General features: G+C 61.3%; 19 protein-coding genes and 1 riboswitch. All 19 genes read left to right on the top strand.

The window, feature by feature from the left end; all coding sequences use genetic code 11:
• The first annotated feature begins 51 nt into the window (after positions 1-51).
• The 19 genes from E7T06_RS17120 (at position 52) to E7T06_RS17025 (ending at position 25,780) form a co-directional block, all read left to right on the top strand.
• Positions 52-1,182 (top strand): aminotransferase class I/II-fold pyridoxal phosphate-dependent enzyme, encoded by a 1,131-nt coding sequence (locus E7T06_RS17120; protein ID WP_136366976.1) that lies wholly within the window; start codon positions 52-54, stop codon positions 1,180-1,182.
• A 77-nt stretch (positions 1,183-1,259) separates the two neighbouring features.
• Positions 1,260-1,730 carry a hypothetical protein gene (locus tag E7T06_RS17115; RefSeq protein ID WP_240741132.1) on the top strand — a complete coding sequence of 157 codons (471 nt, stop codon included), beginning with the start codon at positions 1,260-1,262 and terminating at the stop codon, positions 1,728-1,730.
• Positions 1,731-1,868: 138 nt separating this feature from the next.
• Positions 1,869-2,357 carry a hypothetical protein gene (locus tag E7T06_RS17110; RefSeq protein WP_240741131.1) on the top strand — a complete coding sequence of 163 codons (489 nt, stop codon included), beginning with the start codon at positions 1,869-1,871 and terminating at the stop codon, positions 2,355-2,357.
• A 273-nt stretch (positions 2,358-2,630) separates the two neighbouring features.
• Positions 2,631-3,860 (top strand): argininosuccinate synthase, encoded by a 1,230-nt coding sequence (locus E7T06_RS17105; RefSeq protein WP_136366975.1) that lies wholly within the window; start codon positions 2,631-2,633, stop codon positions 3,858-3,860.
• Between the two features lie 4 nt (positions 3,861-3,864).
• On the top strand, positions 3,865-4,302 hold the full coding sequence (locus E7T06_RS17100) for a DinB family protein (RefSeq protein WP_136366974.1): 438 nt from the start codon (positions 3,865-3,867) through the stop codon (positions 4,300-4,302).
• Positions 4,299-4,769: a GNAT family N-acetyltransferase gene (locus tag E7T06_RS17095; RefSeq protein ID WP_136366973.1), complete on the top strand. Its 471-nt coding sequence runs from the start codon at positions 4,299-4,301 to the stop codon at positions 4,767-4,769. Before E7T06_RS17100 ends, E7T06_RS17095 begins: the two co-directional genes overlap by 4 nt.
• Complete coding sequence (locus tag E7T06_RS17090; protein ID WP_136366972.1) at positions 4,766-5,257, top strand: GNAT family N-acetyltransferase; 492 nt, start codon at positions 4,766-4,768, stop codon at positions 5,255-5,257. Before E7T06_RS17095 ends, E7T06_RS17090 begins: the two co-directional genes overlap by 4 nt.
• Positions 5,254-6,654, top strand: a complete 1,401-nt coding sequence (gene argH / locus E7T06_RS17085) for an argininosuccinate lyase (protein WP_136366971.1) — start codon at positions 5,254-5,256, stop codon at positions 6,652-6,654. Before E7T06_RS17090 ends, argH begins: the two co-directional genes overlap by 4 nt.
• Positions 6,654-7,730, top strand: a complete 1,077-nt coding sequence (locus E7T06_RS21920) for a GNAT family N-acetyltransferase (RefSeq protein ID WP_240741130.1) — start codon at positions 6,654-6,656, stop codon at positions 7,728-7,730. Before argH ends, E7T06_RS21920 begins: the two co-directional genes overlap by 1 nt.
• 153 nt (positions 7,731-7,883) lie before the next feature.
• Entirely contained in the window at positions 7,884-8,354 is a 471-nt protein-coding gene (locus E7T06_RS17070) for a GNAT family N-acetyltransferase (protein WP_136366970.1), read from the top strand.
• 97 nt (positions 8,355-8,451) lie between these two features.
• Positions 8,452-8,979: an N-acetyltransferase gene (locus E7T06_RS17065; protein ID WP_136366969.1), complete on the top strand. Its 528-nt coding sequence runs from the start codon at positions 8,452-8,454 to the stop codon at positions 8,977-8,979.
• Complete coding sequence (locus E7T06_RS17060) at positions 8,976-9,626, top strand: DNA alkylation repair protein (protein WP_136366968.1); 651 nt, start codon at positions 8,976-8,978, stop codon at positions 9,624-9,626. The genes E7T06_RS17065 and E7T06_RS17060 overlap by 4 nt, the downstream gene beginning before the upstream one ends.
• Positions 9,627-9,701: 75 nt before the next feature.
• Positions 9,702-11,432 (top strand): hypothetical protein, encoded by a 1,731-nt coding sequence (locus tag E7T06_RS17055; protein ID WP_136366967.1) that lies wholly within the window; start codon positions 9,702-9,704, stop codon positions 11,430-11,432.
• A gap of 277 nt (positions 11,433-11,709) precedes the next feature.
• Positions 11,710-12,894 (top strand): glutamine-hydrolyzing carbamoyl-phosphate synthase small subunit, encoded by a 1,185-nt coding sequence (gene carA / locus E7T06_RS17050; RefSeq protein ID WP_136366991.1) that lies wholly within the window; start codon positions 11,710-11,712, stop codon positions 12,892-12,894.
• 187 nt (positions 12,895-13,081) lie between these two features.
• Positions 13,082-13,165: riboswitch (cyclic di-GMP riboswitch) on the top strand.
• Between the two features lie 66 nt (positions 13,166-13,231).
• On the top strand, positions 13,232-13,756 hold the full coding sequence (locus E7T06_RS17045; RefSeq protein WP_136366966.1) for a hypothetical protein: 525 nt from the start codon (positions 13,232-13,234) through the stop codon (positions 13,754-13,756).
• Positions 13,757-13,878: 122 nt separating this feature from the next.
• Positions 13,879-15,906 (top strand): DUF11 domain-containing protein, encoded by a 2,028-nt coding sequence (locus tag E7T06_RS17040; RefSeq protein ID WP_136366965.1) that lies wholly within the window; start codon positions 13,879-13,881, stop codon positions 15,904-15,906.
• A gap of 186 nt (positions 15,907-16,092) precedes the next feature.
• Positions 16,093-18,993: a DUF11 domain-containing protein gene (locus E7T06_RS17035; RefSeq protein WP_240741129.1), complete on the top strand. Its 2,901-nt coding sequence runs from the start codon at positions 16,093-16,095 to the stop codon at positions 18,991-18,993.
• Positions 18,994-23,886, top strand: coding sequence for a porin family protein (locus E7T06_RS17030; RefSeq protein ID WP_240741128.1), 4,893 nt, complete (start codon positions 18,994-18,996; stop codon positions 23,884-23,886). It begins immediately after the preceding gene.
• 1 nt (position 23,887) lies between these two features.
• Entirely contained in the window at positions 23,888-25,780 is a 1,893-nt protein-coding gene (locus tag E7T06_RS17025) for a DUF11 domain-containing protein (protein WP_136366964.1), read from the top strand.
• The last annotated feature ends 95 nt before the right edge of the window (positions 25,781-25,875 follow it).

Raw genomic sequence — 25,875 nt, 5'->3', positions numbered from 1 at the left:
TGTCTGAACCACCCCGCCCGCCGCCGCTCCGCTTACGCCCAGACTGCACCTATGCCCGAACTCTTGCCCCGCGCCCGCGCTTCTTCGGAAAGTATTTTTTCCCAGATGAGCCGCCTCGCCCTGCAACACGGCGCGGTGAACTTGGGGCAGGGATTCCCGTCCGACCCGCCCCCGGCCTTCTTGCTGGATGCGGCGCGGGGTGCGCTGGGGCGCTGGGATCAGTACGCGCCCCCGGCAGGTCTGCCCATCTTGCGCGACGCGATTGGCGCAGATTTGGGTGTAGACGGCGCAGATGTGGTGGTCACATCGGGCGCGACGGAGGCGCTGAATGTGCTGGCCCTGTCGCTGTATGGGGCGGGTGATGAGGTGATGATGCTGGAGCCTGTGTTCGACGTGTATCTGCCTCAAGCGCGGTTGTCGGGGGCCAGACCTGTAACCGTGCCCATGCGCCTAGACGACGTTTCTGGCTGGACGCTGGACATGGACGCCCTCAAAGCCGCCGTGACGCCCCAGACGCGGGCAATCTTGCTCAACAGCCCCTTCAATCCCACTGGCACAGTCTTTAGCCCCGCCGAGTGTGCCGAATTGGTGGCTCTCGCCCGCGCCCACGATCTCTGGATCATCAGCGACGAGGTGTACGACGAACTCTATTTCGGAGACAAGCCCACATCTTTTCGAACGTTGGCCCCCGAACGCACGTTCACGGTGGGCAGCGCAGGCAAACGCCTAGAGGCTACCGGCTGGCGCGTGGGCTGGATCGCCTGCCCGCCGGGGCTTGCGCCTATGCTGGCGGCCATTCGCCAGAACGGGTCTTTTTGTGCGCCCACGCCGTTTCAAGTGGCGGTGGCAGCGGCACTTCCGGTGGCCCGCGAATCTGGGTTTTATGCGGGGCTGCGGGCGGGCTACGGCGGGCGCATGAACCTGTTGGCGTCGGGTCTGCGCGAGTTGGGGGCCACCGTGTTTTTGCCCAGTGGCACGTATTTTCTTACCGCTCGCCATCCCCACTGGACGGCCCAAACCTTAGTAAAAGAAGCAGGTGTGGCCGTCATTCCCGGCGCGGCTTTTTATGCCCAACACGCTGCGCCAGAGGGCTTATTGCGCTTCGCCTTCTGCAAATCCCAACCTGAAATAGAGCGGGCGCTAGACAGCCTGAGCCAGTACGCAGTGCAGACCCCAGCTTGAACTTGTCGCCAAAAGGTACAGACTTTGTAAAGGTTCCCGGCTTTCACACGATGGCGAGCAACGTTACACTTGCGTTTATGAAGAAGGCTCTGATCGGACTTGCATTACTCGCTGCCGCTTCCTCTGCTTCGGCTGCCACTTACGTTGGTGGCTCTATCGGCACAGGCCTGACGGTTCACCTCCAGAACGACCTTGACGCGGCTTCGGCTGTCCGGTACGGTCTGAACCTCGACGCTATTAACCTGTTCCGTGGCGGCGCACTGGCCCTCGGCGGCGACGTGGCTTACCTGAACGACATCACCGGTCAGGATTTGGGCGGCCTCAGCCCCTACTACGGCCTCGGCCTCGGCGCATACGTTTCGTTGGGCAACCCCACCGGCGTGACCGTGTACCCCAACGGCATTCTCGGCCTCAAGTTTCAAGTGGCAGATCCCATCTCGGTCTTCGTGGAAGGCTCGGCTGGCCCCAGCGTCCGCATTTCCAGCGCCGGCACGGGCATCGGTTTCGGCTTCGGCGCACGCATCGGCCTGAACTACCAACTGCCTTAAGTTCAAGTTCTGAATTAGCCGCCCTGCTGCATGTGGGGCGGTTTTTTGTTTAGGTCATGTCGCTGTATCTAGACAACTTAACACTCCATCTGGGCAACTCTTCCTCACCTTCTTCATGAAGACCGCTACAGTGCTGGGGTGAATAAAACGCTTCTGGGCTTGTCTATCCTCGCCGCTCTGTCGGCTGTCTCTACCGCCACTGCGGCTGAAAAAGTCGGTTTCTTTCTGGTCGGCGGCCAGTACGAAAAAGACATCAACGCCACCGATTCTTACCGTGTAGGCGTGGGCTTGCCCCTCGTTGGCCTGTTCGGTTCGGGCGGCGTCATCGCCCTGTCTGGCGACGTGTCTTACTTGCGCCACACCGCTCCAGCCACAACCGGCGCATTCCAGCCCTACTACGGCGGCGGCTTGGGCTTGGGCACCGTATTCGCTACGACGGGCAGCTCGTCGGCAGCGGTGTTCTCGCTTTCCCCCAACGTGTTGGGCGGTGCAAACCACGCATTCACCGATCAGTGGAGCGCCTTTGCAGAAGCTTCGGCTGGCCCCACCGTGATCTTGGGCGGCGGCGGCGCACATATCGGCCTCGGCTTCGGCGTCCGCTTCGGTGCAAACTACAAGCTCCGCTAAGCCAGTTCTTCTTTCCCGAAGAGGCCGCCCCGTGCGGTCTTTTTCAGTTTTGCCCCAGCGTTCGGCTTGACCCCCACCCCCACGCCTGCTACGCTCTGCATACCTATGCGTTAAAAGCGCATAACCATACGCTATGACCTCCCTTTCCCCCCGACGCTGAAGCCCCGGCCTTCCTGAATTTAGGATTGGCCGGACGCCTTGCGCCGGGGCTTTGTGTGCTGCCCGCCCCAACAACCTCGCCCCCGCCTTGCCCCAAACCGGAGACAATAAGCCATGACCCAAGATCCTGCCCCCAAACAAAAGATCGTCCTCGCCTATTCGGGCGGCCTCGATACCTCCATCATCCTGAAGTGGCTGCAAACCGAGCGCAATTACGATGTGGTGTGCTTTACCGCCGATTTGGGGCAGGGCGACGAGGTGGAAGAGGCTCGCGTGAAGGCGCTGAATACGGGCGCGGTGGCCGCCTACGCGCTGGATTTGCGAGAAGAATTCGTGCGCGATTACGTGTTCGCCATGTTCCGCTCGTCCGCCCTGTATGAAGGCTACTACCTGCTCGGCACGTCTATCGCCCGCCCACTGATTGCCAAAAAGATGGTGGAAATTGCCCAGAAGGAAGGCGCGGTGGCGGTGTCTCACGGCGCGACGGGCAAGGGCAACGATCAGGTGCGCTTTGAAATGACGGCCTATGCCCTGCAACCCGACATCGTGACGGTGGCTCCTTGGCGAGACTGGGAGTTTCAGGGACGCGCTGACCTAGAAGCCTTTGCCCACGAACACGGTATTCCTGTGCCCACCACCAAAAAAGACCCGTGGAGTACCGACGCTAACATGCTGCATATCTCTTATGAAGGCGGCATTTTGGAAGACCCTTGGACGGAGCCACCCGCCCATATGTTCAAGCTGACGGTGGCCCCCGAAGCCGCCCCCGACGAGGCGGAATACGTGGAAGTGGAATTCCTGAACGGCGATCCGGTGGCGATCAACGGCGAGCACCTCAGCCCGGCTGCCCTGCTGACCAAAGCTAACGAAATTGGCGGCAGGCACGGCATTGGCCGCCTTGACCTGGTGGAAAACCGCTTTGTGGGCATGAAGTCTCGCGGCGTGTACGAAACCCCCGGCGGCACGCTGCTGTACCACGCCCGCCGCGCCGTGGAAAGCCTGACGCTTGACCGCGAAGTGCTGCACCAGCGCGACGCTTTGGCCCCCAAGTACGCCGAGTTGGTCTACAACGGCTTCTGGTTTGCGCCCGAACGCGAGGCGCTGCAGGTCTACATGGATCACGTGGCCCAGAGCGTCACCGGAACCGCCCGCCTGAAGCTGTACAAGGGCAACTGCATTGTGGTGGGCCGCAAAGCCCCCAAGAGCCTGTACGACAAAGACCTCGTGAGCTTTGAAGCGGGCGGCGACTACAACCAGCACGACGCCGGAGCCTTTATCAAGCTGAACGCCCTGAGAATGCGCGTGCAGGCGCGGGTGGAAGCCAAAGCCGCCAAGAAGGACTGACCGCATGACGCTGACTGATCTGGTGGCCCACACCCTGCCCCGTCTGCAAGCCCTGACCGACGCGCAGGCCAGCGCAAAAGCCGCGCCTGACGTGTGGAGCGCAAAAGAAGTGTTGGGCCACCTGATCGACAGCGGCGTGAATAACCATGCCCGTTTTGTTCGGGCCAGCGTGCGGGACGGCCTAGAATTGCCCGGTTACGCCCAGAACGACTGGGTAGCGGCGGGCGCGTATGGGGCGCGGGCTTGGGCCGATCTGGTGTCGCTGTGGGCGGCTTATCAACTCCAGTTGGCGCACATCATCGCGCACCTGCCGCCGCCTGCGCTGGCCCGTACCGTGCGTGTGGGTGGGGGAGAGGCCGTCACGCTGGGTTTTCTGGCCGAGGATTACGTGGCCCATCAGATGCATCATCTGAACCAGATTTGGGAGCGCACGGGCGCATGAGGTTGCCTGCCGGGTATACCCTGCGCCGGGCCACGCCTGCCGACGCGCCGCTGATTCAGACCCAGCGCGACGCCATGTTTGTAGATATGGGCAAAGACCCCCACAAGCTTCAGCAAGTGCATACTGCCGCGCTGGGTTGGCATCGGCGCATGCTGCAAACGGGCTTGTACGAAGGGTTCTTGGTGGAATCAGAGGGCGAAGTGGTGGCCGGAGCAGGACTGCTGTGGCGAGACTGGCCGCCCAATCCAGACACCACCGAGCAGACGCGGGCCTACATCCTGAATGTGTACGTGCAGCCGCCGCACCGGGGCAAAGGATTGGCCCAGTTTTTAATAGAAGAAATGCTGGCGGAGTGCGCCCTGCGCGGTGTGCATGTCGTCTCCCTGCACGCCAGCGAAGCCGGACGCCCGATCTATGAACGGCTGGGCTTCCGGTCTAACTCTGAAATGGAATTGGTCTTGCCATGACTTACAGCCTGCGCCCCGTCACCCGCGCCGAATTGCCCACGTTTCATACCGTGATGATGGCGGCGGGCATGGATTCCCGCTCTAGTTGGAGCCGCACCACCGTTGCCGACTTGGAACGTTCCTTGTTCGGCGTCGGCGCGGGCGGGTTCTTGGCTTGGGCAGGCGCGGAAGCGGTGGGCTGCGTCGGCTTTCGCCCCGATGGTTCGCACACGCTGACGCTGAATAAACTCGCCACCTTGCCGGACGCACGGGGTCAGGGCGTCGGCGCGGCGCTGGTAGGGGCGGTGGAAGAGTTGGCGACAGAGCAGGGGTTTGAGCGCGTGCTGTTGGCCGTTTCGCAATTCAATTTAGAAGTCATCCCTTTCTACGAACGGCTGGGATATAGGCAGGATTCGGCGGCAGTGTATGCCCACGCCAGCCCGCAGAGTCCTGCGCCAGTGGTGCTGGTGAAGCCCGTTATTTCCACAACAACAGAGGTTTTTTTATGACCAAGACAACCCAACCTAAAAAGCTCTGGGGTGGCCGTTTTGCCGAAGCCACCGATGGCCTCGTGGAACTGTTCAATGCTTCCGTTGGCTTCGACCAGAGGCTAGCCGAGCAGGATATTCGCGGCAGTTTGGCGCATGTGGCGATGCTGGGCAGCGTGGGCATTCTGGACGCTACCGAAGTCGCGCAGATTACAGACGGCCTGAACGACGTGTTGGCTGACATTCGCGCCGGAACCTTTGAATGGCGACTAGACCGCGAAGACGTGCATATGAACGTGGAAGCCGCGCTGCGTGACCGAATTGGCCCGGTGGCGGGCAAGCTGCACACGGCCCGCAGCCGCAACGATCAGGTGGCGGTGGATTTCCGGCTGTTTACCAAAGAAGCGGCGCTGGATTTGGCCGACAAAACGCGGGCGCTGCGGGCCGTGATGCTGGCCGAGGCCGACAAGCACCTGCAAGCTAGGGTAATTTTGCCGGGATACACGCATTTGCAGGTGGCCCAACCGATTTTTCTGGCGCACTGGTTCATGGCCTACGTCGCCATGCTGGAGCGCGATGAAGGCCGTTTGCGCGACGCCGCCGAGCGCATGGACGAATCCCCGCTGGGCAGTTCGGCACTGGCAGGCACGCCTTGGCCCATAGACCGTCACGCTACCGCCGCCGCCCTCGGTTTTGCCCGTCCCACCGCCAATTCCCTAGACGGCGTGGGCAGCCGAGATTTTGCGCTGGAATTCCTGAGCGCCTGTGCCATTCTCAGCGCCCATTTGTCACGCCTGTCGGAAGAATTGATCTTGTATTCCACCTTTGAATTCGGCTTTATCACCCTGCCCGATTCGCACACCACAGGCTCCAGCATCATGCCCCAAAAGAAAAATCCGGACGTGTCCGAATTGGCACGCGGCAAGGCGGGGCGCGTGTTCGGCAACCTGATGGGCCTGCTGACGGTGGTGAAGGGCACGCCACTGGCCTACAACAAAGATTTGCAGGAAGACAAAGAGGGCGTCTTCGATAGCTATGACACCCTCAGCATCGTGCTGCGCCTGTATGCCGATATGATGCCCAAGACCGTGTGGCACGCCGAACAAACCAAAGCGGCAGCGGCACGGGGCTACAGCACGGCAACCGATGTGGCCGACTACTTGGCCCGGCAAGGCGTCCCCTTCCGCGAGGCGCATGAGGTGGTGGGCGGATTGGTGGGCATCGCTTCCCGCTCTAACCGCCAATTGTGGGAACTGACCGACACCGAACTGAAGGCCGCCCACCCGCTCCTGAACGCCGAAGTGGCCCAAAACCTGACCGTAGAGGAAAGCGTGAAAAATCGCGCCAGCTACGGCGGCACTGCCCCAGAGCGGGTGCGGGAAGCGGTAGCCGATGCCAAGAAGAAGCTAGAAGGCTGATGATGGATGTCACGGTCAGGCTGGACGGCACGTTGCTAGGCAAGCGGCAGCAGGAATGGGCGCACCATTTGGCGAATCCGGCAGAGAATCTGTTGCTGAACCGTGCCGAGTTTGAGCGTGGTGAAGTCATGCTGGAAAATGACCTGTGCGTGTACACGTATGACAGCCGTTATACGGACGGCCTGCCCTATTCCGGCCTGATCGTGACCAAACGCCCCTGTGCCACCGTGTTTGACCTGACACCCGCTGAAGCCGCTGCTACCCACGCACTGTTGGCCGACCTGAAGGCGCACCTTGACGCCACCGTACAACCGGACGGCTACACAGTCGGCTGGAACGTGAACCCAGCGGGCGGGCAACACATCCCACACGTACACCTGCACGTCATTCCTCGTTGGACTACCGATACAGCGGCGGGCGTGGGCCTGCGCTGGTTTTTCCGGCAAGTGGCGAGCAGCCAAGCACAGGAGCAGGAGCGACGACGACAGTTGGCTGAAGCATCCGCCCCCGCCGAACTCGCGCCCATCTCTGAATCTGCCCCTGAAGGAGTGCCCATGACTGCCACTGAACTGACCACCATTCCCGCCGTTCTTCCCCTGACCCAGCAGCATGTGAAGTTGCGTGAAGCCCTCCCCGCCGATTTTCCCGTGATTCTGGAGTTGCTGACCCGCTGCGGTATGCATACGTCCAGCCTCACACCCGAAGGCAGCACCTACTGGATTGCCGACCTGAACGGCGTTCCCGGCGGCTGCATCGGCCTGGAGCATGGGCAGGGCGTGTCCCTGATCCGCTCCACTGCCGTGCTGCCCGACTCGCGTTCTCAGGGCTTGGGCCGCGCCCTCGTTCGCAGCGCACTCACGCAGGCCAGTTTGCGCGGCGACCATACGGTCTATCTGTTCAGTCAGGAGGCGGGCGATTATTGGCAGCGCTTCGGCTTTGTGCCAACCAGCGGCAATGAGTTGTCGGCAGCCCTGAGTGACGCGCCGCAGGTTAAGAGCGGCCTGTGCCGGGGCTGGATTCATGAAGAACAGGCATGGAAACTAGAACTCGTGCAGCAGGAGAACGCGGGGCAGTGACACAGCACGTGAATCTAAGTCTTGTTCGCACATGGGAGCGTTCCCAAATCGGCGCAGTGCGCTATGCTGTCGCCACGCAAAACCCAAGCGACCCGGACGCCCTTGCAAGCTTCCCCGCCGCACCGTTCATTCCCCTAACTGGAGGCATTCACCATGACCGACTCATCTGTTCAAATTCGTCTCGCCAATGCCCAAGACAAAGACACCATCGTGCGCGTGATGGAAGAAGCGGGCCTGAGTACCGAAGCGGCGCTGGCCGAAGGAACTACCTACTGGGTTGCGGAGCGCGGCGGGCAGCCAGTGGGAGCCATCGGGCTGGAACACGGCGACACGGCCTCCTTGCTGCGTGGAGCGGCCATTTTGCCCACAGCGCGGGGCGGCGGGCTGGGCAGGCGCTTGGTCATGAGTGCTGTGGAATACGCACAGGGACGCGGAGACCGGGCCATCTACATGTTCAGCAAGGGCGGCGACTGGGGCACCTTCGGGTTTACGCAGGTGCCGCTGGCTGTGGTGATGGGCGACTTGCCCAACGCGCCGCAAATTCAGGCCTACAAAGCCAAAAGCGAGCGCCCCGGCGGAACGACATGGATGCGGGCACTGGATACGGGCGCAAGCAAAGCGTAAAGGGGAACGTAGAGGGTGGATCGTGGATTGGAGTCAGCACTGAATCTTTTTCCACGATCCACGATCCACGATCTAGCTCTAGTCTTGGGGGCCACCTATGACCCTCTCTCTAGACTCCATCGCCGTTCCAGACCTGCACCCCGACGCCCCTCTCAGCACCCGCAAGGCCCGCCTCAGCGACATAGACGCCATTCACGAACTGATCGGCTACTGGGCGGCGCGTGGGCTGATGCTGGTGCGTTCGCGGGCGCTGCTGGCCGAAACCATCCGTGATTTTCACCTGTACTTGGCCGAACCACACGCGGGGCATCCCGGCGGCTTGGCGGGTGTGTGCGGCCTGCACATGCTGGCCCCCGACTTGGCCGAAGTGCGCGGCCTCGCCATTCATCCGGCCATGCAGGGGCGCGGGCTGGGCAAAAAACTGGTGGAAGCCTGTGAACAGGAAGCGCGGGAAATCGCGTTGCCTGCTCTGTTCGCATGGACTTATCAGCAGGGATTCTTTGAAAAGTGCGGCTTCGTGCGAATAGATAAGACCAACCTGCACCCCAAAGTCTGGAGCGAATGCCAACGCTGCGCTTTCTTTGAAAATTGCAACGAGATTGCGATGTACAGAGAATTGAGTTGACCGATCTGGCGGGCAGGATTCGGCTGGGTTTGCATGACCGGGCCAATCCTGCCCTCGCGCCCGTCATGTTCGCCTATATGAAGGGCATTCAACCGTTTCTAGGCGTGCAGACTCCGGCGCGGCGCGAGGTGGTGCGGGCGGCGCTGAAGCTGGAGCCTGACCGGGCTGTGCGCTTTGCTGCCTCACTGGACTTGTGGGCAGGCGAGTTCCGCGAAGAGCGGTACGCGGTGCTGGACGTGTTGGCCGCCAGTCGCCCCCGCCCTGCCGACCTGCCCTTTTTGGAAGGCCTGTTGCCTGCTGCCGATCATTGGGACGTGTTGGATTCGTTGTCGCCTTTGCTGGCTGGGGCTTTTGCAAACGCGGAGCAACGGCGCGAGCGGGTGGAATTATGGCGGGTCAGCCCCCATCTCTGGACAAGGCGGGCGGCGGTATTGGCGCAACTGAAGGCCAAGACAAACACCGACACCGATTTGCTTCTAGACACCATCCGGGCCGTGCAGCACGAGCGCGAATTCTTTCTTCAGAAGGCGATTGGCTGGGCCTTACGCGAGTACGCCAAAACCGATCCGGCGTGGGTGCTGTCGGCAGTCCAAACACTGGGTCTGACCGGACTGGCGCGGCGGGAAGCCCTCAAGCATCTGGGCTAATCAAGTCCTCACCTGACGTGGGGAGTAGGCCAATTTGCCCGCTCATCCCACCTGACTGACCGCTAAGATAGGGCTATGAAGAAAACGCTCTCGCTGACATTGTTGCTTGCCGCCCTCGGTTCGGGGGCGCAGGCTGCCACGCTTGCCCAAAATATGCCCGCTGGGGCGCTACTCACGTTGGAAAGCAGGAACGCGGGCGGGGCCGTTGACCGCCTGTTTGGTCTGGTGGGGCAAGTGGCCGAAACCGTAGGCGAAGACTCTCCCGATGTGGCCGACATGACCGATACGCTCACCGGATTTCAGCAGATCCTGAAAGGTTCGTTGGGCAAAGAAGGCGCACTGGGCGTGTTTACCGTTGGCGCACCCGGCAAACCCTTCGATCTGCACGTACTGGCTGTCTCCCGTACCGATGAACTGTCCAACGAGATGCTGAGTGAAATGCTGCCCGACAAGCCCGGCGCAAAAGTCGGCCTGTACTCCTTTTCGCGTGACGGCAGCCTGTTCGTGGGGCAGTCTCAGGGCCTCGTGTATATGTCCAGCAACAAAACCCTGCTGATGAACTACTTGGGACGCCTCAGCGGAAGCACTGCCCCGCGCCTGCTGAACTCGGCGGCCTACACCGCTCCCACCACTGCGAAGGGCGCACAGGAACTCTCGTTCTTCGTCAACTTTTCGGCGGCAGCCAAAGTGGCCCGCAGCCAGTTTTCACGCTTTTTCCTACCCCGCCTGCTGTCGCCCATCGTGGACGCCGTAGATACGTTGGGCCAGTATTCGGCAGGATTTACCACCACAGCGGCGGGCCTGACCGGGCAATCGGCGCACGCAGTCAACACGGAAGGCAAAGACAAGCCTCTGAGCCGCATTCTGACCACCACTACCGATTTTGCCGTGCAGGACATCATTCCGGCCACTGCCGAGACCGTCACGGCCAGCGCGTGCGCCCCCGAAAGCAACGCCTACGCCGCCCGCTGGATTACCCGCGTCGATCTGCTTGACCCGGTGGGCTTCCTGACCGACAGCCAGCTTGCCAGCCACCTGGAGCGTTCGGCGCAGTACCTCGACAAGGAATGCGCCCAAGTCACTCTGGACGGCGCACAGGCCGCAGGCTTCGACGCCGCCAACCCCCTCAGCAGTCTCGATTACAGCGTGACCTATCAGCGCGTGTCCGATCTGGACGCCGCCGAAGCCCATATGCCTGAATATGCAGAAGCAGTGAATATGGCGATTGCAGGCGTCGCCAAGAGTCTGGACGGCCTGATCAAGAATGCAGGCGGTTTGACAGATCTGGGCATGGACGAACTCCCCTCGGGTGTGGGCATGGGCATGATGGGCGCACTGAGCGGCGTTTCCAATCTGACTGACGTGCTGGCCGACCTGAAGATGGTTTACGCCTTCCGGGACGGCTACCTGATTACGGCCTACAGCCAAACGGCCCTTAACGCCGCTTTGGCCGAAGATACCTCTGTGCTGGCCGAAGACGCCGACTTCAAGGCCGCCAATCTCAAGGCTCAGGGTTCGGCAGGCTGGATGTACGCCCGCAACCCCGCCGACGTGACCGAGGAACAGGTGATGGGTGTGTTTGCCAATGCCCTGCCCGCCGCAACGTTGGATGAGGCCGATACCGAAGGCATGACCGAGGAAGAAATCGCAGATTTGGAAGACATGCAGGGAGGGATGTCAGAAATGTTCAAGCCGGTGGGCACTGTCCTGACCGACCTGATCAACCGCTACGACGGCATGACTTCTCAGACCAGTGTCAGCAGCAACCTGATCGTCAGCAAATCCAACGTCAAATTCAACTGGTGAGCGTTTGGGAAGGCCGACTCGTAAGCTCGGCCTTCCGTATTCACTACTGATGCATTAAAATACGCCCCAGCAATGGGCGCGGTAACCGAAAAGGCTGTCCAGACTGCATTGTGGTCAGGCAGCCTTTTTGCTGGCTTGCATGAATACAACATCCCCGGCGCGTGAGTGTCTATATGGCTTGCTTTGCCCCAGCTGAGGCCAGCTATGATGCACCACGCGCCATGAACTGCGTCCAGAGAGGCGCGAATGGAGGAGGCCAAGCATGAGTTTAATCAGCATGTTGAAAAAGGAACGGGCGATTCTGGCCCTAGAAGACGGCACGGTCTACCGGGGCTACGCCTACGGACACCGGGGCGAAACGGTGGGCGAAGTGGTGTTCAACACCTCCATGACCGGGTATCAGGAAATCATGACCGACCCCAGCTACAACGGGCAAATCGTGACTATTACCTACCCGCACGTGGGCAACTACGGTGTCGCCATCTACGACATGGAATCCAATAAGCCGTATGTGCGCGGCTTCATTTCCCGCGAGTTTTCGGGGACGTACAGCAACCACCGCGCCCAGCAGTCTCTAGAGGCGTTTATGCAGCAGTACGGCGTCGTGTCTATTCAGGGCATCGATACGCGGGCGCTGGTGCGCCGTCTGCGTTCGGGCGGCGTGGTCAAGGGCGTCATCGCCCACCGCTCTTACACCCACCCAGAGGACTCTTACGGCGAATTTACGCCTGCCGAAGAACAGGTATATGTACGCCGCGCACAGGGCCACCAAGACATAGACGGCTTCGATATGACCCGTGAAGTGACGACCGCTTTGCCCTATGCCTTCCCCACCCTCCGCAGCGGCAAGCGCGTGGTGCTCATGGATTTCGGCATCAAACACACCATCATCGAGCGGCTGGCCGAGGTGGGCATCGAACCTATCGTGGTTCCGGCGCACACTACCCCGGCGCAGATCATGGCACTTCAGCCACACGGCCTGTTTCTCAGCAACGGCCCCGGCGATCCCGCCCCGCTGGAATACGCCCACAAAGCCGCGTGGGAACTGATGGGCCTGCTGCCTACTTTCGGCATTTGCTTGGGCCATCAAATTCTGGGTCTCGCGGCAGGCGGCAAGACATTCAAGATGAAATTTGGTCACCGAGGCGGCAATCAGCCCGTTAAGAACCTCTTAACCAATACCGTAGAAATTACCTCACAAAATCACGGCTATGCAGTTGACCTCGAATCCATTCCCAACGGGGCTTTCGTCGCCACGCACATCAATTTAAATGATGGGACTCTAGAAGGGATGGCCCACACGCGCTATCCGGTGTTTTCGGTGCAGTACCACCCGGAGGCCAGCCCCGGCCCGCACGATAGTCGGTACTTGTTCAACAGATTCATAGAGGAAATAGATTTATTCGATGGGGGGAGTGGCACACCCGTCGCTAAAGCGTCTACAGGCCGTTTGGGGGTTTGACAACGCCCTTCCTGACCGGGATGATACTGTTCGGCTAGGACGTGAGATATTTCATACCGGCGTGTCAGTTATCATAGCACGCTCACTGATTACTCATCGGACTTGGCCCCTTGCCACGTTTTGTGACAAGGATGTCAGAACGACTTGGCTACCCGCTGCGGAGCTTGTGAAGTTTTCGACATACAACTAGTTGTTCCGGAGCGATGAACCACCTGGCCTATACGGGCGCCTGCCAGGTGCGGAGCGAGTGGCGCGACCGACAGAACTGTGGATTTTTCCACACCTGTCGGTCTTTTTTTTCCCCTCGGAGGACTCCACCTTGAAATACACCCCAGTTTTGACAACCACTTTGCTGCTCGGCCTCACGGTCATGGCAGGCGCACAGACCACCCCGGCCACCTCCGCCCCAGCTAGCAGCGGCACGGTCAACAAAGCCATCAAGTTCGTGCTGGCGCAGGATTTGATCAAAACCACCACCGTAGACGGCAAAACCACCGAGCAAGTGGTGCTGGCCCCCAAAACGGTGTTGCCCAACGACATCCTGCGTGAAGAAGTCACTGTGACCAACATCAGTGGCAAGGCGCTGAACACTGTGTACGTGGGCATTCCTGTGCCCAAAGGCACCGAGTTCAGTGGGCAGGCCACGCCCGGCAACGAGCGTTGGAAGCTGCTGTATTCCGTAGACAACGGCAAAACCTACGCCGCCACGCCTACCCGCACGGTCACGGTGACCGAAAACGGCAAAAGCGTGACCAAGCAGGTTGCTGCACCCACCAACACGTACACCAACGTGCGCTGGACAGTTGCCACCCTCAAGAAGGACGAATCGTTGAAGCTCAGCTTCCGCGTGAAAGTCAAATAGTAAATTCGCCGTTCAGCAGTTTTTGTTCGGCAACTCATTTGGTGCAGTTCATTTGCAACGGTTCATTTGTTTTGCCAGTTAGCCCTTAAGTCAAGAATTACGAGCAGTACACAGGAGAACACATGAAGAAGTCTTGGTCATTCATTTCTATGCTGGCAGCCCTCGCTTTGGGCACCGCTTCCGCCGCTGGCACCACCGCTGGTACCGTCATCACCAACATCGCCGAGATTGTATTTACGCCTGAAGTGCCTACCGGTACGACGCCTCCTCCTGCCACCACGGTGCCTTCCAACCCCGTTGATACCAAAGTGTTGCCCGTGCCTAGCTTTACCATCACGCCTAACGATTTGGGTGCGACTGGCCCCACGTTCGTGACCGAGAACGCCTTGCTGACGGACACGCTGCGCCCCGGCGACACGGCCCAATTCCTGTACACGCTGACCAACACCGGCAACGTGCCCAACGAAAACTACGGCCTGACTACCCTGACCGACAGCCTGAACGGTGCGGCCAAGCCTTCTGACGTGCGCTACTACCCTGTCAGCGCTGACACTGATAACAGCGGTAAGCTAAGCCCCGCTGAAATCGCCGCTAGCGCACCCATTACCACCATCACGGGCGTAGCTATTGACGAGAAAAAGCTGTTCTTCCAGGTCTACACCGTGCCTACAGTTACCGCAGAGGGCGACAAGATCGGTGCCGATCCCTTCGGTACGCGTAATCCCAACACGGGCGCTGGCCTCGAACCCGCTGCTGGCTTTGTGCAGCCTATCGACAACGACAACTACAACACCGTTACGGTCAAGCGCACCGACGCTGGCGTGATTGGGCCGAAGAGCGATCCTGACGGCAACGGCGCACCTGTAACGCCTGCCTACCCCTCCACCGATCCTGTGCCCGTAACCATCGTGCCTACGGCTACCGATACACAGGAAGCCCCCGTGACCGTCACCACCACCGTTGTCACCTTCACTAATACGGTGCAGAACAACGGCAACCGCCCCGACGTGTTCGAGATCACCACCGTTGCGGAGAACTTCCCCGGCGCAACCGTGATCGTGTACGTCAAGAACCCCGACGGCAGCAAAGGCCCCGTGTTGCCTGACACCGACGGCGACGGCAAGCCCGATGTTGGCACCCTGCAACCCGGCGGCACCGTCGACATTCTGGTCGAAGTCAAGTTCCCCGCTGGCACCCCGCCCGTAACGCCCACCGACAAGCCTACGATTGTCGTGACCACCACCAGCAGCAACGACACCACCAAGAGCGACACCACCAAAGACATCGTGCTGTTGCCCAAAGTTTCGTTCGGTGATCCTACCCCCGGCACCCCCGGCGGCGACCCCACGCCTATTCAGGTTGGCACGCCCCCAACCATCACCCCCGGCGGCACCCCCGTCATCCCCGGCACCCCTCAGTGCATTACCACGGTTACCAGCTACTTCGCCATGGAAGTCGCCAACCTCGGCAACATGCCCGACCTGTACAACATCACGGGCACGGCTCCTATCAAGCTCACCAGCGGCACCATCGTGACCACCCCAGTGGTCTACTACCGCGACGTGAACGGCAACGGAGCGATTGACGGCGGCGACACCTTGTTGACCGACACCACCGACGACACCGACAGCATCCCCGACACGGGCCTGATCGCCCCCGGTGCCGAAGTCAAGCTGATTGCTGCGCTGGCTATTCCTTGTGACGCTGCTGCCCAGACCATCGTACTGAACCAGACGGCCACTTCGCCCATCACCAAAGTGACTGTGCCGGATATCAACGACACCGTGACCATCAACCCGACGCCTGTGGCAACTCCTGTCAAGACCGTTGACTTGAAAGAAGCCAAGCCCGGCCAAGTGCTGACCTACACCATCGTCGGCAAGAACACCAGCAACGCCAACATCACCAAGGCGTTCGTGAAAGACACCGTGCCTGCCAACACCACCTTCGGTAGCTGGAGCGCCATTAGCGACGCTGCGGGCGCCATCTTGTACAGCAGCAACGGCACCAACTGGAGCGCCACTGCTCCTGCCGCTGGCCCTACCGTGTACGCGGGCCTCGACAGCAACAATGACGGCAACATCACCACCGCCGACATCCTGCCCTCGGGCAAGAGCATCACGGCCACCTTTACCGTCAAGGTGAACTAAGCCTTTCCTCGGCGCACCCTGCCTACTTGGTGGGGTGCGCCCTTCCCGCCCACTCGCCGCCACTGGCTTCCTTTGTCTCCACTCCAAGCAGTTCCACACAACATCAGACTTCTTTTTCCAAACATTTCCAAACACTTCTCAACACTTCGGAAGATCAGACTCTTCAGTCCATTTCCGGGAGGCACCGTGCGAAAACCCTTTGTGCTCAATACGCTGGCAGCCTTGGCGCTGGCCCTTTCTAGTTCCGCGTTTGCCGCTGGCACGCCCGCTGGAACCGTCATCCAGAACCAAGCATTCCTCGAATTTTCGCCCACCCCCGGCCAGCCCCCGGTTGTTATCCCGTCTACTCCGGTAGAAACCACCGTGCTGCCCATCTGCTCTGTCAGTGTGCTGCCCAACGGCACGCTTGCTGCACCCGGCCAAAGCTACAGCTTGCTGCCCGGAGAAGGCGCGGTGCTGCGCTACACGGTAGCCAACACGGGCAACGCCAGCAACACGCTAGGGCTGCAAGTCGCCACCGACACGACCTCCCAGTTTACCCCCGGCGACCTGAGCCTGCACATCGACGCGAACGGCAACGGCATCATCGACGCCAACGAACCCGCCGCCACGCAGATCACGCTGGCCGCCGACCAAAGCGCAGAGGTGCTGGTGCGGGTGTCCACGACGACGGCTGCACGCGGAACCGCCTTCCTGAACCTGATCGGCTCTTGTACCACCAACATCACAGGGACGGCAGGCGAGCGCGACGACAATAACGTGGCCCGCGTCACCGTTGGCGAGCCACCCACCCTGACCGTCACCAAATCCTTTTCGCCCCCCAGCCTGAACCCCGGCCAAGACACCACCGTAACCATTACGGCCCGCAATACGGGTGCAGGCGCTTCCCGCGAAGTCCTGATCACCGACATGATCAACACCACCGCCATGAAGGATTTCACCTTCATCACTGGCAGCGCCCGCCTCCTTGACGCGCAGGGTGCGGCCCTCGGCAAAGTGGAATACACGCCCGACGGCAGCGCTTGGCAAGCCACCGAATCTGTGCCTGTGGCGGGCTTGCGGGGCCGGATTTCTAGCCTTGCGCCCAACGCCAGCGCCGTGTTGTCGTTCCGCCTGCGTGCGCCCCTGACCGAAGTGGGGACGCGCCGCAACATCGCCACGCTCATCAGCGGTGACCAGACGGTAGACGCCCCCGCCGACGTGACCGTGAAGTACAACCCAGAAATTGCGCTGGGGCCAGTGGGCAACCCACGTGCCCTCACCGGCGGCGAACTGAGCGCCAACGACCTCCAAGTGAAAGACGTGGCCGTGTTGGGTCAGGAAGTCTGCTTTGTTCAGACCGTGCAAAACCTCGGTGACCGTGCCGACACCCTGACCATCACGGGCCGCCTGCTGATCGGAGAAGCCACCTACCGCTTTACTCAGGTCAATGGCACGCCGATCACCGAGCCGTTCCAGATTCCTAACCTTGCGCCGCAAGCCACCGCCGATTTCCGGGTGTGCGTGACGCCAACCAAGGCTGTGGGCAGCACCGCAGTTCCCGCCGAAGCCCTGCGCCTAGAGCTGACCGCAAAAAGCAGCATGGGAGCCGCCGACAACAAGACCATCGACAGCATCCTGACGCTGGCCGTCAATAGCCTGAAACCCGTGAAATCGGTGGACGTAGGCGACCTGAAAGTCGTGAAGGCAGGCCAAGACCTGACCTACACCCTGACCTTTACCAACGCCCAGAGCTTTGCCCTGACCAACGCGGTGGTACGAGACAACTTGAAAGTCATTCAGGTGCTAGACGCCGCAGGTAAGCTGACCCGCACCGATACGCTGGAATTTGTGAGTGCCGATAACGGCGGCGTGCTGGAAGGCACCGAAGCTGTGTGGCGCTTCCCCAGCGTGGCCGCAGGACAAACCCTCACCCTGACCCTCAAGACCCGCGTGCCTGCCGGAACCCCCGACGGAGCAAGTGTCGTGAACATCTTTACCGTCGCTAGCAGCGAAATCCCTGCGCCCGTGCCTTCTAACCCCATCAAGAACCCGGTGTTCGACGCCGCCAACCTGACCCTCGTCAAGAGCAGCACGCCCGCACTGGTCTCTTACGGCCAAGAAATTACCTACACCTTTACGGTGACCAACAAGAGCACCGCCGCCAACCTGACCCTGATCGAAGTGACCGATAACCTCCCCACAGGCTTGGTGTACGTGGAAGGCAGCAGCACGCTGGACGGCGCGGCCATTACGCCCGTCGTATCGGGCCGCAAGTACGTTTGGAGCATTCCCGGCCTCGCTGCGGGCCAAGTCGCGGAAATCCGTTTCCGTGCCCTCGTGACCCCGGAAGCAGGCACCGAAATTCGCAACAGCGCCGTTGCCGTTGCCATCTCGCCCGATAAGGCGTCCAACATTCCGACGCCTCCGAGCAGCACCGTGACCAAAATCGATCCTAAGACCATTTTTGGACGCAGCACCGCCGACATCGTGGGCTACGTCTTCCTTGACCGTGACCGCGACGGTGTCTACGACAAAGGGCTGGACGTGCCTTGCCCCAACGCCCGCGTGATTCTGGCCAATGGCCGGATCGCCCTCACCGACCTCGAAGGCCGCTACCACTTCGGCAACGTCATGGAAGGCACGGTGGCCGTGCGCCTCGATCCCAACAGCGTCATTCCCCAGAATCTCAGCGTGCCGCAGGATGCAGGCTTGTCTGGCAGCCGCCTCGTGTACGTGCGGAACCTCACCAGCATCGATTTCCCGTTGGCCCCAGACGGCGGCGACATCGCCGTGATCCGCGATACCACCTTGCGCGTCAGTGGCGGCCTGCCCGAAGCCCAGAATGCCTTCACCGTTCGCAAGCAAGTCTTTACCACCGAAGAAGCGGGGGTGTACCGCGTGCAACTGATCCTGTCGGCCAGCGCAGCCCTGCCCGCCTTCACCCTCACCGATCCATTGCCCGTAGGCGCTGCGCTGCTAGACGGCCAGAACGTCCTGAATTTCGACACGCTTCCCACCGGAGAACGTGCGGTCACGTACCGCTTCCGCTGGGCTGGCGATTCCAAAGGTGCCGTCACCGACCCGACGGCCAGCTGGAGGTACTGAGTGAAACGCGCTCTGACAACCCTAACGGCGGCGCTGCTTAGTACAGCCGTTGCCCAAGAAATCGCAACTTCTTTGCCCCTGACCAGCGTCGGCAACAAGCTGATGTGGACGGTAGGCGACCAAGACCTGAAACTGGTGGTGGGCCTGAGTTCCCGCGTGCAGCTCGACGTGTACGGCGCACAGTTTGATCCCAAGGACTACCGCAGCGACGACTACTACGGCGATGAGAACTACTCCACCGAGCGCCCCAAAGCGCCTGTCGCCAGCACCTTTACGCTGATCGACGACAGCGGCAAAGTCGTCAAAGAGCAGAACTTCGGCATCGGCGCACAAGATTGGCAAACGTTCCTGAATTCCGACTTGCCTGCCGGAAACTACACCTTGCGGGTTCGCACCGAGGGCAACGGCAAAAACACCTTCGCCTTCCGCCTGAATTCCATCAGTGCAGCCGTCGAAGCCAACCACCTGAACGTCACCATCCGGTCTAACGACTGGGTACCCGCGCTGAACGTGGTCAATCCCGGCGGCGACATGGGCATCCGCATGTACGACGGCGACGGTTCGGGCGAGCTGGAAGCCGAACTGCGCGACGCGGCGGGCAACGTGTACCCCCAGAAGGTCAGCGGGCAGCTCCAGTGGGACGACATCAAGGTTCCTGCCGAAAAGGGCAACTACACCTTGTACCTGCGCCAGCCCAAAGGAACCTTCCAGTATTCCAACTCGGTGGGCTTCGAACTCACCACTGGCCCGATCAAAGTTGTGGTGGCCGACACCACCGGACGCCTCGAAGTGCTGGCCGAACTGATCTTGCCCGATGAAGTGCTGCCCACGCAGGCCACCGTCACGGTAGGCGACCAGAGCTACAACGTGAACGGCTCGGTTGGCCCGCTGACCGTGCCCGCCAAGGAATACCCGGTCAAGGTGGAGCCGATCAAGGGCGCAGTCGTCACCGTCGACAAAGAAATCGTCACGGTGGTCAAGAAGGAAACCGCGCAGGTCAAGGTGCAGGTCAAGCCCGATGTGGCGCTGTCCTTTACCGCCGACAAGCCTGAGGTGTGTGTGGGCGACGTGGTGACCTTTACGGCCCGCGCCACCACCGAATTCGAGCGTCAGACCTTGCCCGCCCAGTTGCGCGTCAAGTTGCCCGCAGGCTTTACCGCCGCCGGAGAAACCACCGCCACCGCCCGTGTAGACGCCGCCAACCCCAGCGTCCTGACCTTCGAGGCCAAGGCCGATACGGCAGGCAGCGGAGACTTTACCGCCAGCCTGTTGCCGTGGAACAAAACGCAGGCCCTCGGCGTCAAGGTGCTCCCCACCGCCACGCAAATCGAACTGCGCCGCGCTCCTCTGGCCCCCACCCTGGCCGGAGAAGTGGTTACGGTCAGCCTGACGGTCAAGAACACCAGCACCGTAGATGCCCCCTATACCCTCACCGATACCCCCGGCGAAACGCTGGAAGCCCTCGATCCGGTGGTCTTTAGCGGCACGCTGAAACCCGGCGAAGAGCAGACACTCAGCTACCGCGCCCGCGTGCGTGGCGACGCCGGAGCCGAAGGCCAACTGAATGCCACCCTGACCAGCAACTGCGCCAGCAGCCAAACTGTCGGCGGCGTGTTGGGCGTACAGACCCCGCCGCCTGTGGTGGTGGCCCCGACGCCCGTCGTGTCGATGGCCCGCGAAAGCACCGTGCGGATTCCCTTCAACGCGCCCAAAGCGGCCACCCAAATCGTCATCGCGCACCAGCCGCCCGCCGATTCGGTGTACGTGACGGGTACCAGCACCCTGAGCGGCAAGGCTATTTCCGACCCCCAAACCGGCCCCAGCGGCAAGTTTTACTGGACGACCCCCGGCGCAGCCAGCGGCGTGCTGACCTACCGCGTCACGCATGAAGGCAATCTGCCCGCGCTCGCCAGCCCCACCCTGATCGGCAAATACGCCAAAGACCGCCTCGAAGTCTTGGTCGGAGACGGTCAACTCGACGACCTGACTATCCTGACCTCGTTGGCCCAGAGTGCGGCGGCCACGCAGGAGAACGACGGTGCAGTGAAGTTGCCCTTAGAGGGCGCAGTCTTCCGTGACCGTGACCGGATTACCATCGCGGTGCAGGGCGACGTGACCGACAAGGCCTTGCCCAGCGTCAACGGCGTGCCCATCGACGCGGCCACCCTCGGCAAAACCGTCGTCGATCCTGCGGGGACCAGCCAGCGTCAGGAATACTTCGGCATTCCGCTGCGAACCGGCGAAAACACCATCACTTACGGCACCCAGAGCGTCAAGGTGTTCTTGTCGGGCAGCCCGGTGGTGGCGCAGTTTACGCCCCAGCAACTGGTCGCTGACGGCACGACTCCTCTGCGCGTAGGCATCCGCCTCACCGACGCCGCCGGAATTACCACCGCCAGTTCCAACGTGACCGTGCAAGTCGACCTCGAAGTGACGCAGGGCGACAGCCAGAAGCGTGTCGGCTCCTATCAGGTCAAGCTGACCGACGGCGTGGGTGTACTGGAACTCGAACCCCTCAGTGCCCCCACCAGCTTTACGGTGCGTCTGCTGTTGGGTGACAAAGTAGTCAGCCGCTCGTTTGAAGCTGTTCCCAGCAAAACCCGCGTGGGCATCGGCATGGTCAGCGTGGGCGCGATCTTGCAGCAGGGCGGCGACTTGGGCGGCACCATCGCCAGCGAAGCTCGTGGGCATGGCTACCTGGAGACCCCGATTGGCGACGGCAAGTTGTACGTGACCGCCAGCGGCGCAGTGACCGGGCAGGGCACGACCTTTTCCCGCGATCTGGGCGTTCAGTTGCCCACCACCGCCAACCCTCTGGAGCGTTACCCCACTTACGGCGATTCTTCCAGCGAGCAGATTCCATTGCAGGGCATCGACCCCATTGCCGCCCGCTACGAGCATCCCGCCTTTAATGTGCAGTACCGCCAATCCGCCGTACCCGTCGATGTGTTTAATGTCGGCGTCACGCCCACCGCGCTCAGCGGCTTTACCCGCAGCAATCCGCAGGTGTCGGGCTTCGCGGCCTTACTCCCCGCCGATTTGGTCACCAAAACCTTTGCCGCCAACGGCACGCGCATCCTGACGTTGGGCAGCAGCGACCTGCAACCCGACAGCGAAACGGTGGAACTGGTCACGCTGGATCGCCTGACCGGAGCCGAGCAGATTCAGACCCTGCGCCGCATGACCGATTACACCCTCGATCCGGCGGCGGGCGTGCTGTCTTTCCAGCGCCCCATGAACCTCGTCGATGAGCGCGGCAACGAGGTGCGTGTGCGCGTGTCTTACCGCCTGAACGATCCGCTCGGAGAGCGCCAGTTGGCGTGGGGCGTGCAAGCCTCTTCCCGCCTCGGTGATCACCTGAAAGTCGGGGCCGCCGTGGTTCAGATGGACAGCGTAACCTCGGTGGGAGCGCGTGCCCAGTACGACGACGGCACCAGCCGCGCCGACGTGTTGGCCGCCTACGCCGGATCGGGTCTGCTGCTCAACGGCACGGCCAGCGCCCAAACAGACCGCTTCAGCGCCAGCGGCAGCGTGCGCCTTCAGGGCGACGGCTACACCGGCCTGAACAGGGTCAAACCCGGTCTGGCTGTGGCTGCCGACGCCACCTACAAACTCACCGACAACTTTGGCGTGAACGCACGCGGCACCTACCACCGCGACGCCGACACCAACAACAATCCTGCCGACGATGCCAGCGGCGGCTACGCCGATCTGCGCGGCCTCTACACCTTCGCCCCGTTCACGCTGGGTGCAGGTATTCGGGCAGGCATCGGAGATCAGCAGGGCTTCGGCGTGGTGGGCAGCGTGGGCTATGCACGCGGCGGCACCAGCGTCACCCTCGATCATGCACAGGGCATCAGCGGCGACCTGCCGACCATTACCACCCTGAAAGCCAGCGTGCCCGTCATCGAAAACGTGACGGCTGAAGCCCAAGACGTGTACACGTGGGGCGTCGGCCACAACGCTTCGGTGGGCCTGAAAGCCAAACTGGGCATGACCAATCTGGCCGTCAACTACGACCTGCCTACCGCAGACGGCGCAGGCAACCGCGCCCGCTTCGGCGCAGACACCGCCCTGCCCCTCTCCGACAAGCTGTCGCTGGGCCTGAACGGCAGCTACGTGATGGACTTGGCGGGCGACGCAGACGGCTGGAACGCCGGAGCCAGCCTGCGCTACAAAGAAGAGCGCCTGAGCGCCACCATTGGCGGCGACGTGAGCAACACCGGAAACCAGTTCCGCGCCGTTCTGAAGGGCGGAGCCACCTACAGCCTGAACGACGAATGGACGGTCAGCGCCGACGGCACCCGCGTGTTTGCCCAAACCGCCGCCGAAAGTGGCACCGCGTTTGCCGTGTCGGGTGCGCTGCGGGCCAGCCAGTGGCAAGGCCTCGCCTACCTGCGCTACAAAGACGGCGTGCTGTCGGGCGGTAAACCCGAAGTGATTGCCGAAGCCAATCTCGAATACCACGTGCCTCAGTTTGCGGTGCGCGGTGGAGTGGCCGCCCGTGCGCTGCTGGCAACCCCCGGCAGCCTCACCTATCAGGCGTCGGCCAGCGGCACTTATTACGTCACGGATCGTTTGGGTCTGGGCCTCGCCGCCCGCGCCCTCGTGCAGCCTGCCACCAGCTACAGCGCCCTCAGCGTGGGCGTAGAAGGCAGCTACCGCGCCCTCCCCGGCACGTGGGTCACGCTGGGCTACAACCCACTGGGCTTTCAGGGCATCGGCACCAACATCTACACCCGTCAGGGCGCGTACCTCCGTCTCGACCTGATGCTGGATGACGGCCAGCCCAACGGCGTCGCAGTCGGCACCCCCGCCCCAGTGGTAGGCCAGCCTGCCTTGCCCGACCCCTACGCTCCGACCACAGGAACCACTCCGGAAGGGAGCCGCTGATATGACGAACTTTTCTGAACGCTTTGCCCACTTGGGCCGCACTGTAGGCCGATCTGTGGCCGTGCTCGCCCTTGCCTTGCCCCTCTTGGCAGGCGGCGCTTCTGCACAAACGACCGACACGGCTACGGTCAAGACCACCGATCTGGCCGTGACCGAAACCATCGACCTGTCTAATAGCCCGATCCCTGCTCAGGGTAAGTTCTATGTGGGCCAGAGGGTCAAATACATCCTGACCGCCAGCAATAACGGCCCCAGCGCAGCCAACAATGCTGTACTGAAAGAAACGACCGAGGCTGGCCTGGAAGACGTGCAGTGGAGTTGTGTCGGTCAGAACGGGGCACAGTGTCCTGCTGCCATCGGCACCGGACTGCCTAACTTTGCCATTCCTGTGTTCCCTGCGGGCAGCGATATTATCGTGACTTACACCGCCAAAGTAACCGCCGAAGATCCACAACTGAGGAGCACGTCCAACATTACCCCGCCCGCTGGAGTAATAGACAGCAATCCTGTCAACAATACCGATCAGGTCTACATCTGTGCAGGCGATCCCCCAAGGCTGAATGTGACCAAGGCCAGCAACGGCCCTTGGGCAGCCTTTCAGTCTGGCGCAACCTACACGCTGACCGTGAAGAACCTGAGTGGGTTCGCTGATACTTCGGGCCTTATTACCCTGACCGATCAATTGCCACGCGGCATCGGTGCGGCGTTGGCAAGCAGATTCTCTCCGGCTGCGGGCTGGATTTGCAGTTACAGCGGTGAGGCCGAACAAAATTCCACGGCGACAGCTTATGCACCTGATCCGAATGAAGCGCAGCTCCTGACCTGCACGACCAACAACGTCATCCCCAAAGGTGGCACGGTGACCTTAACTATCCCAGTCACGGTCACAGGTTCAGCGTCCGGTTCTCTAACCAACCGCGCCAGCATTGGCGGCGGCAGCGATCCTCAGCCTTTGCCTGATCCAGTGACCTGCATCCTTGGCGAACAGTGCGCTGAAAACACCACACTGGTGACGGCTCGTCCCGACCCTATTCAGGTCTGCGCTGTCGGGCAACCCGTCAACCTCTTGTCTTCTGTTTTGCGACGGTACGACGATAACGACAACGCCACCATAGAAAACATCGCCACCTTTATTCCAGCTGCTGAAACCTATACCGCTGCTGGAGCAAACAACCGCTTTGTCATAGATGGCGGCTACTACTTCAACAACGGCTATGGCCCCGGCAGTAACGCCAGCACCTTACAAGTTGTCGTGAACGGCACCTCTTATGCCACCTTACGCACTGAAGCAGGCTACAGCGGTCAGGCCAGTGGCACGGCTGAAAACGGCGCAACCTTCGTGGGTGGTGCCACCACGTTGACTATCAACCGCTATACCTTCTCGCGCCTGTGGCTGACCTTGCCTGCCGATGTGAAGAGCATCACGGCCTTCAAGTTGGTGTTCAAATCCAGCAGTGCAGCAGGCGAAGTAGGCGACGACTTCGGCTACGACGTCAAGTTGTTCGGCTGCGTGAAGCCTACTCCTGCTGCCACTGTTGCCAAGACCGTACAGAACATCTCTAGTACGCCTATCGGCCCTGTCGGAACCACCGGCACTGGTAAACCCGGCGAAGTGTTGGAGTACTGCATCACCACCACCAACACCGGTAACGTTGGCCTCGGCAACCTCGGCTTCGGCGATAACGTGCCTGCCAACACCACTTTTAAGGTTGGTGCTTACGGTGCAGGAAAAGATATTCGCGTGACCTATCCCACCGGCGATACCTTCCTCACCTCTGCCGCCGACGCCGATAAAGGTGTGTTGGCTGCAGGCCGAGTCACGGTCAATCCAAATAATTTCGTGCTGGTTCCCAGTGCCAAGTACACCGTCTGCTTCCGCGCCACCATCGGCTGAACCTTAGCTCGACTTTGGCCATTGAGGAGGGTCAGGCGGTATAGCAGAGCGCGTCTGTGAGGCGCTCGATGAACTCAAGTGGGACTTGAACCATT

The sequence above is a fragment of the Deinococcus sp. Arct2-2 genome, from assembly GCF_004801315.1.
GTDB lineage: Bacteria > Deinococcota > Deinococci > Deinococcales > Deinococcaceae > Deinococcus.
The sequence above is the reverse complement of the archived record's forward strand: the minus strand, read 5'-3'. Positions and strand labels throughout refer to the sequence as shown.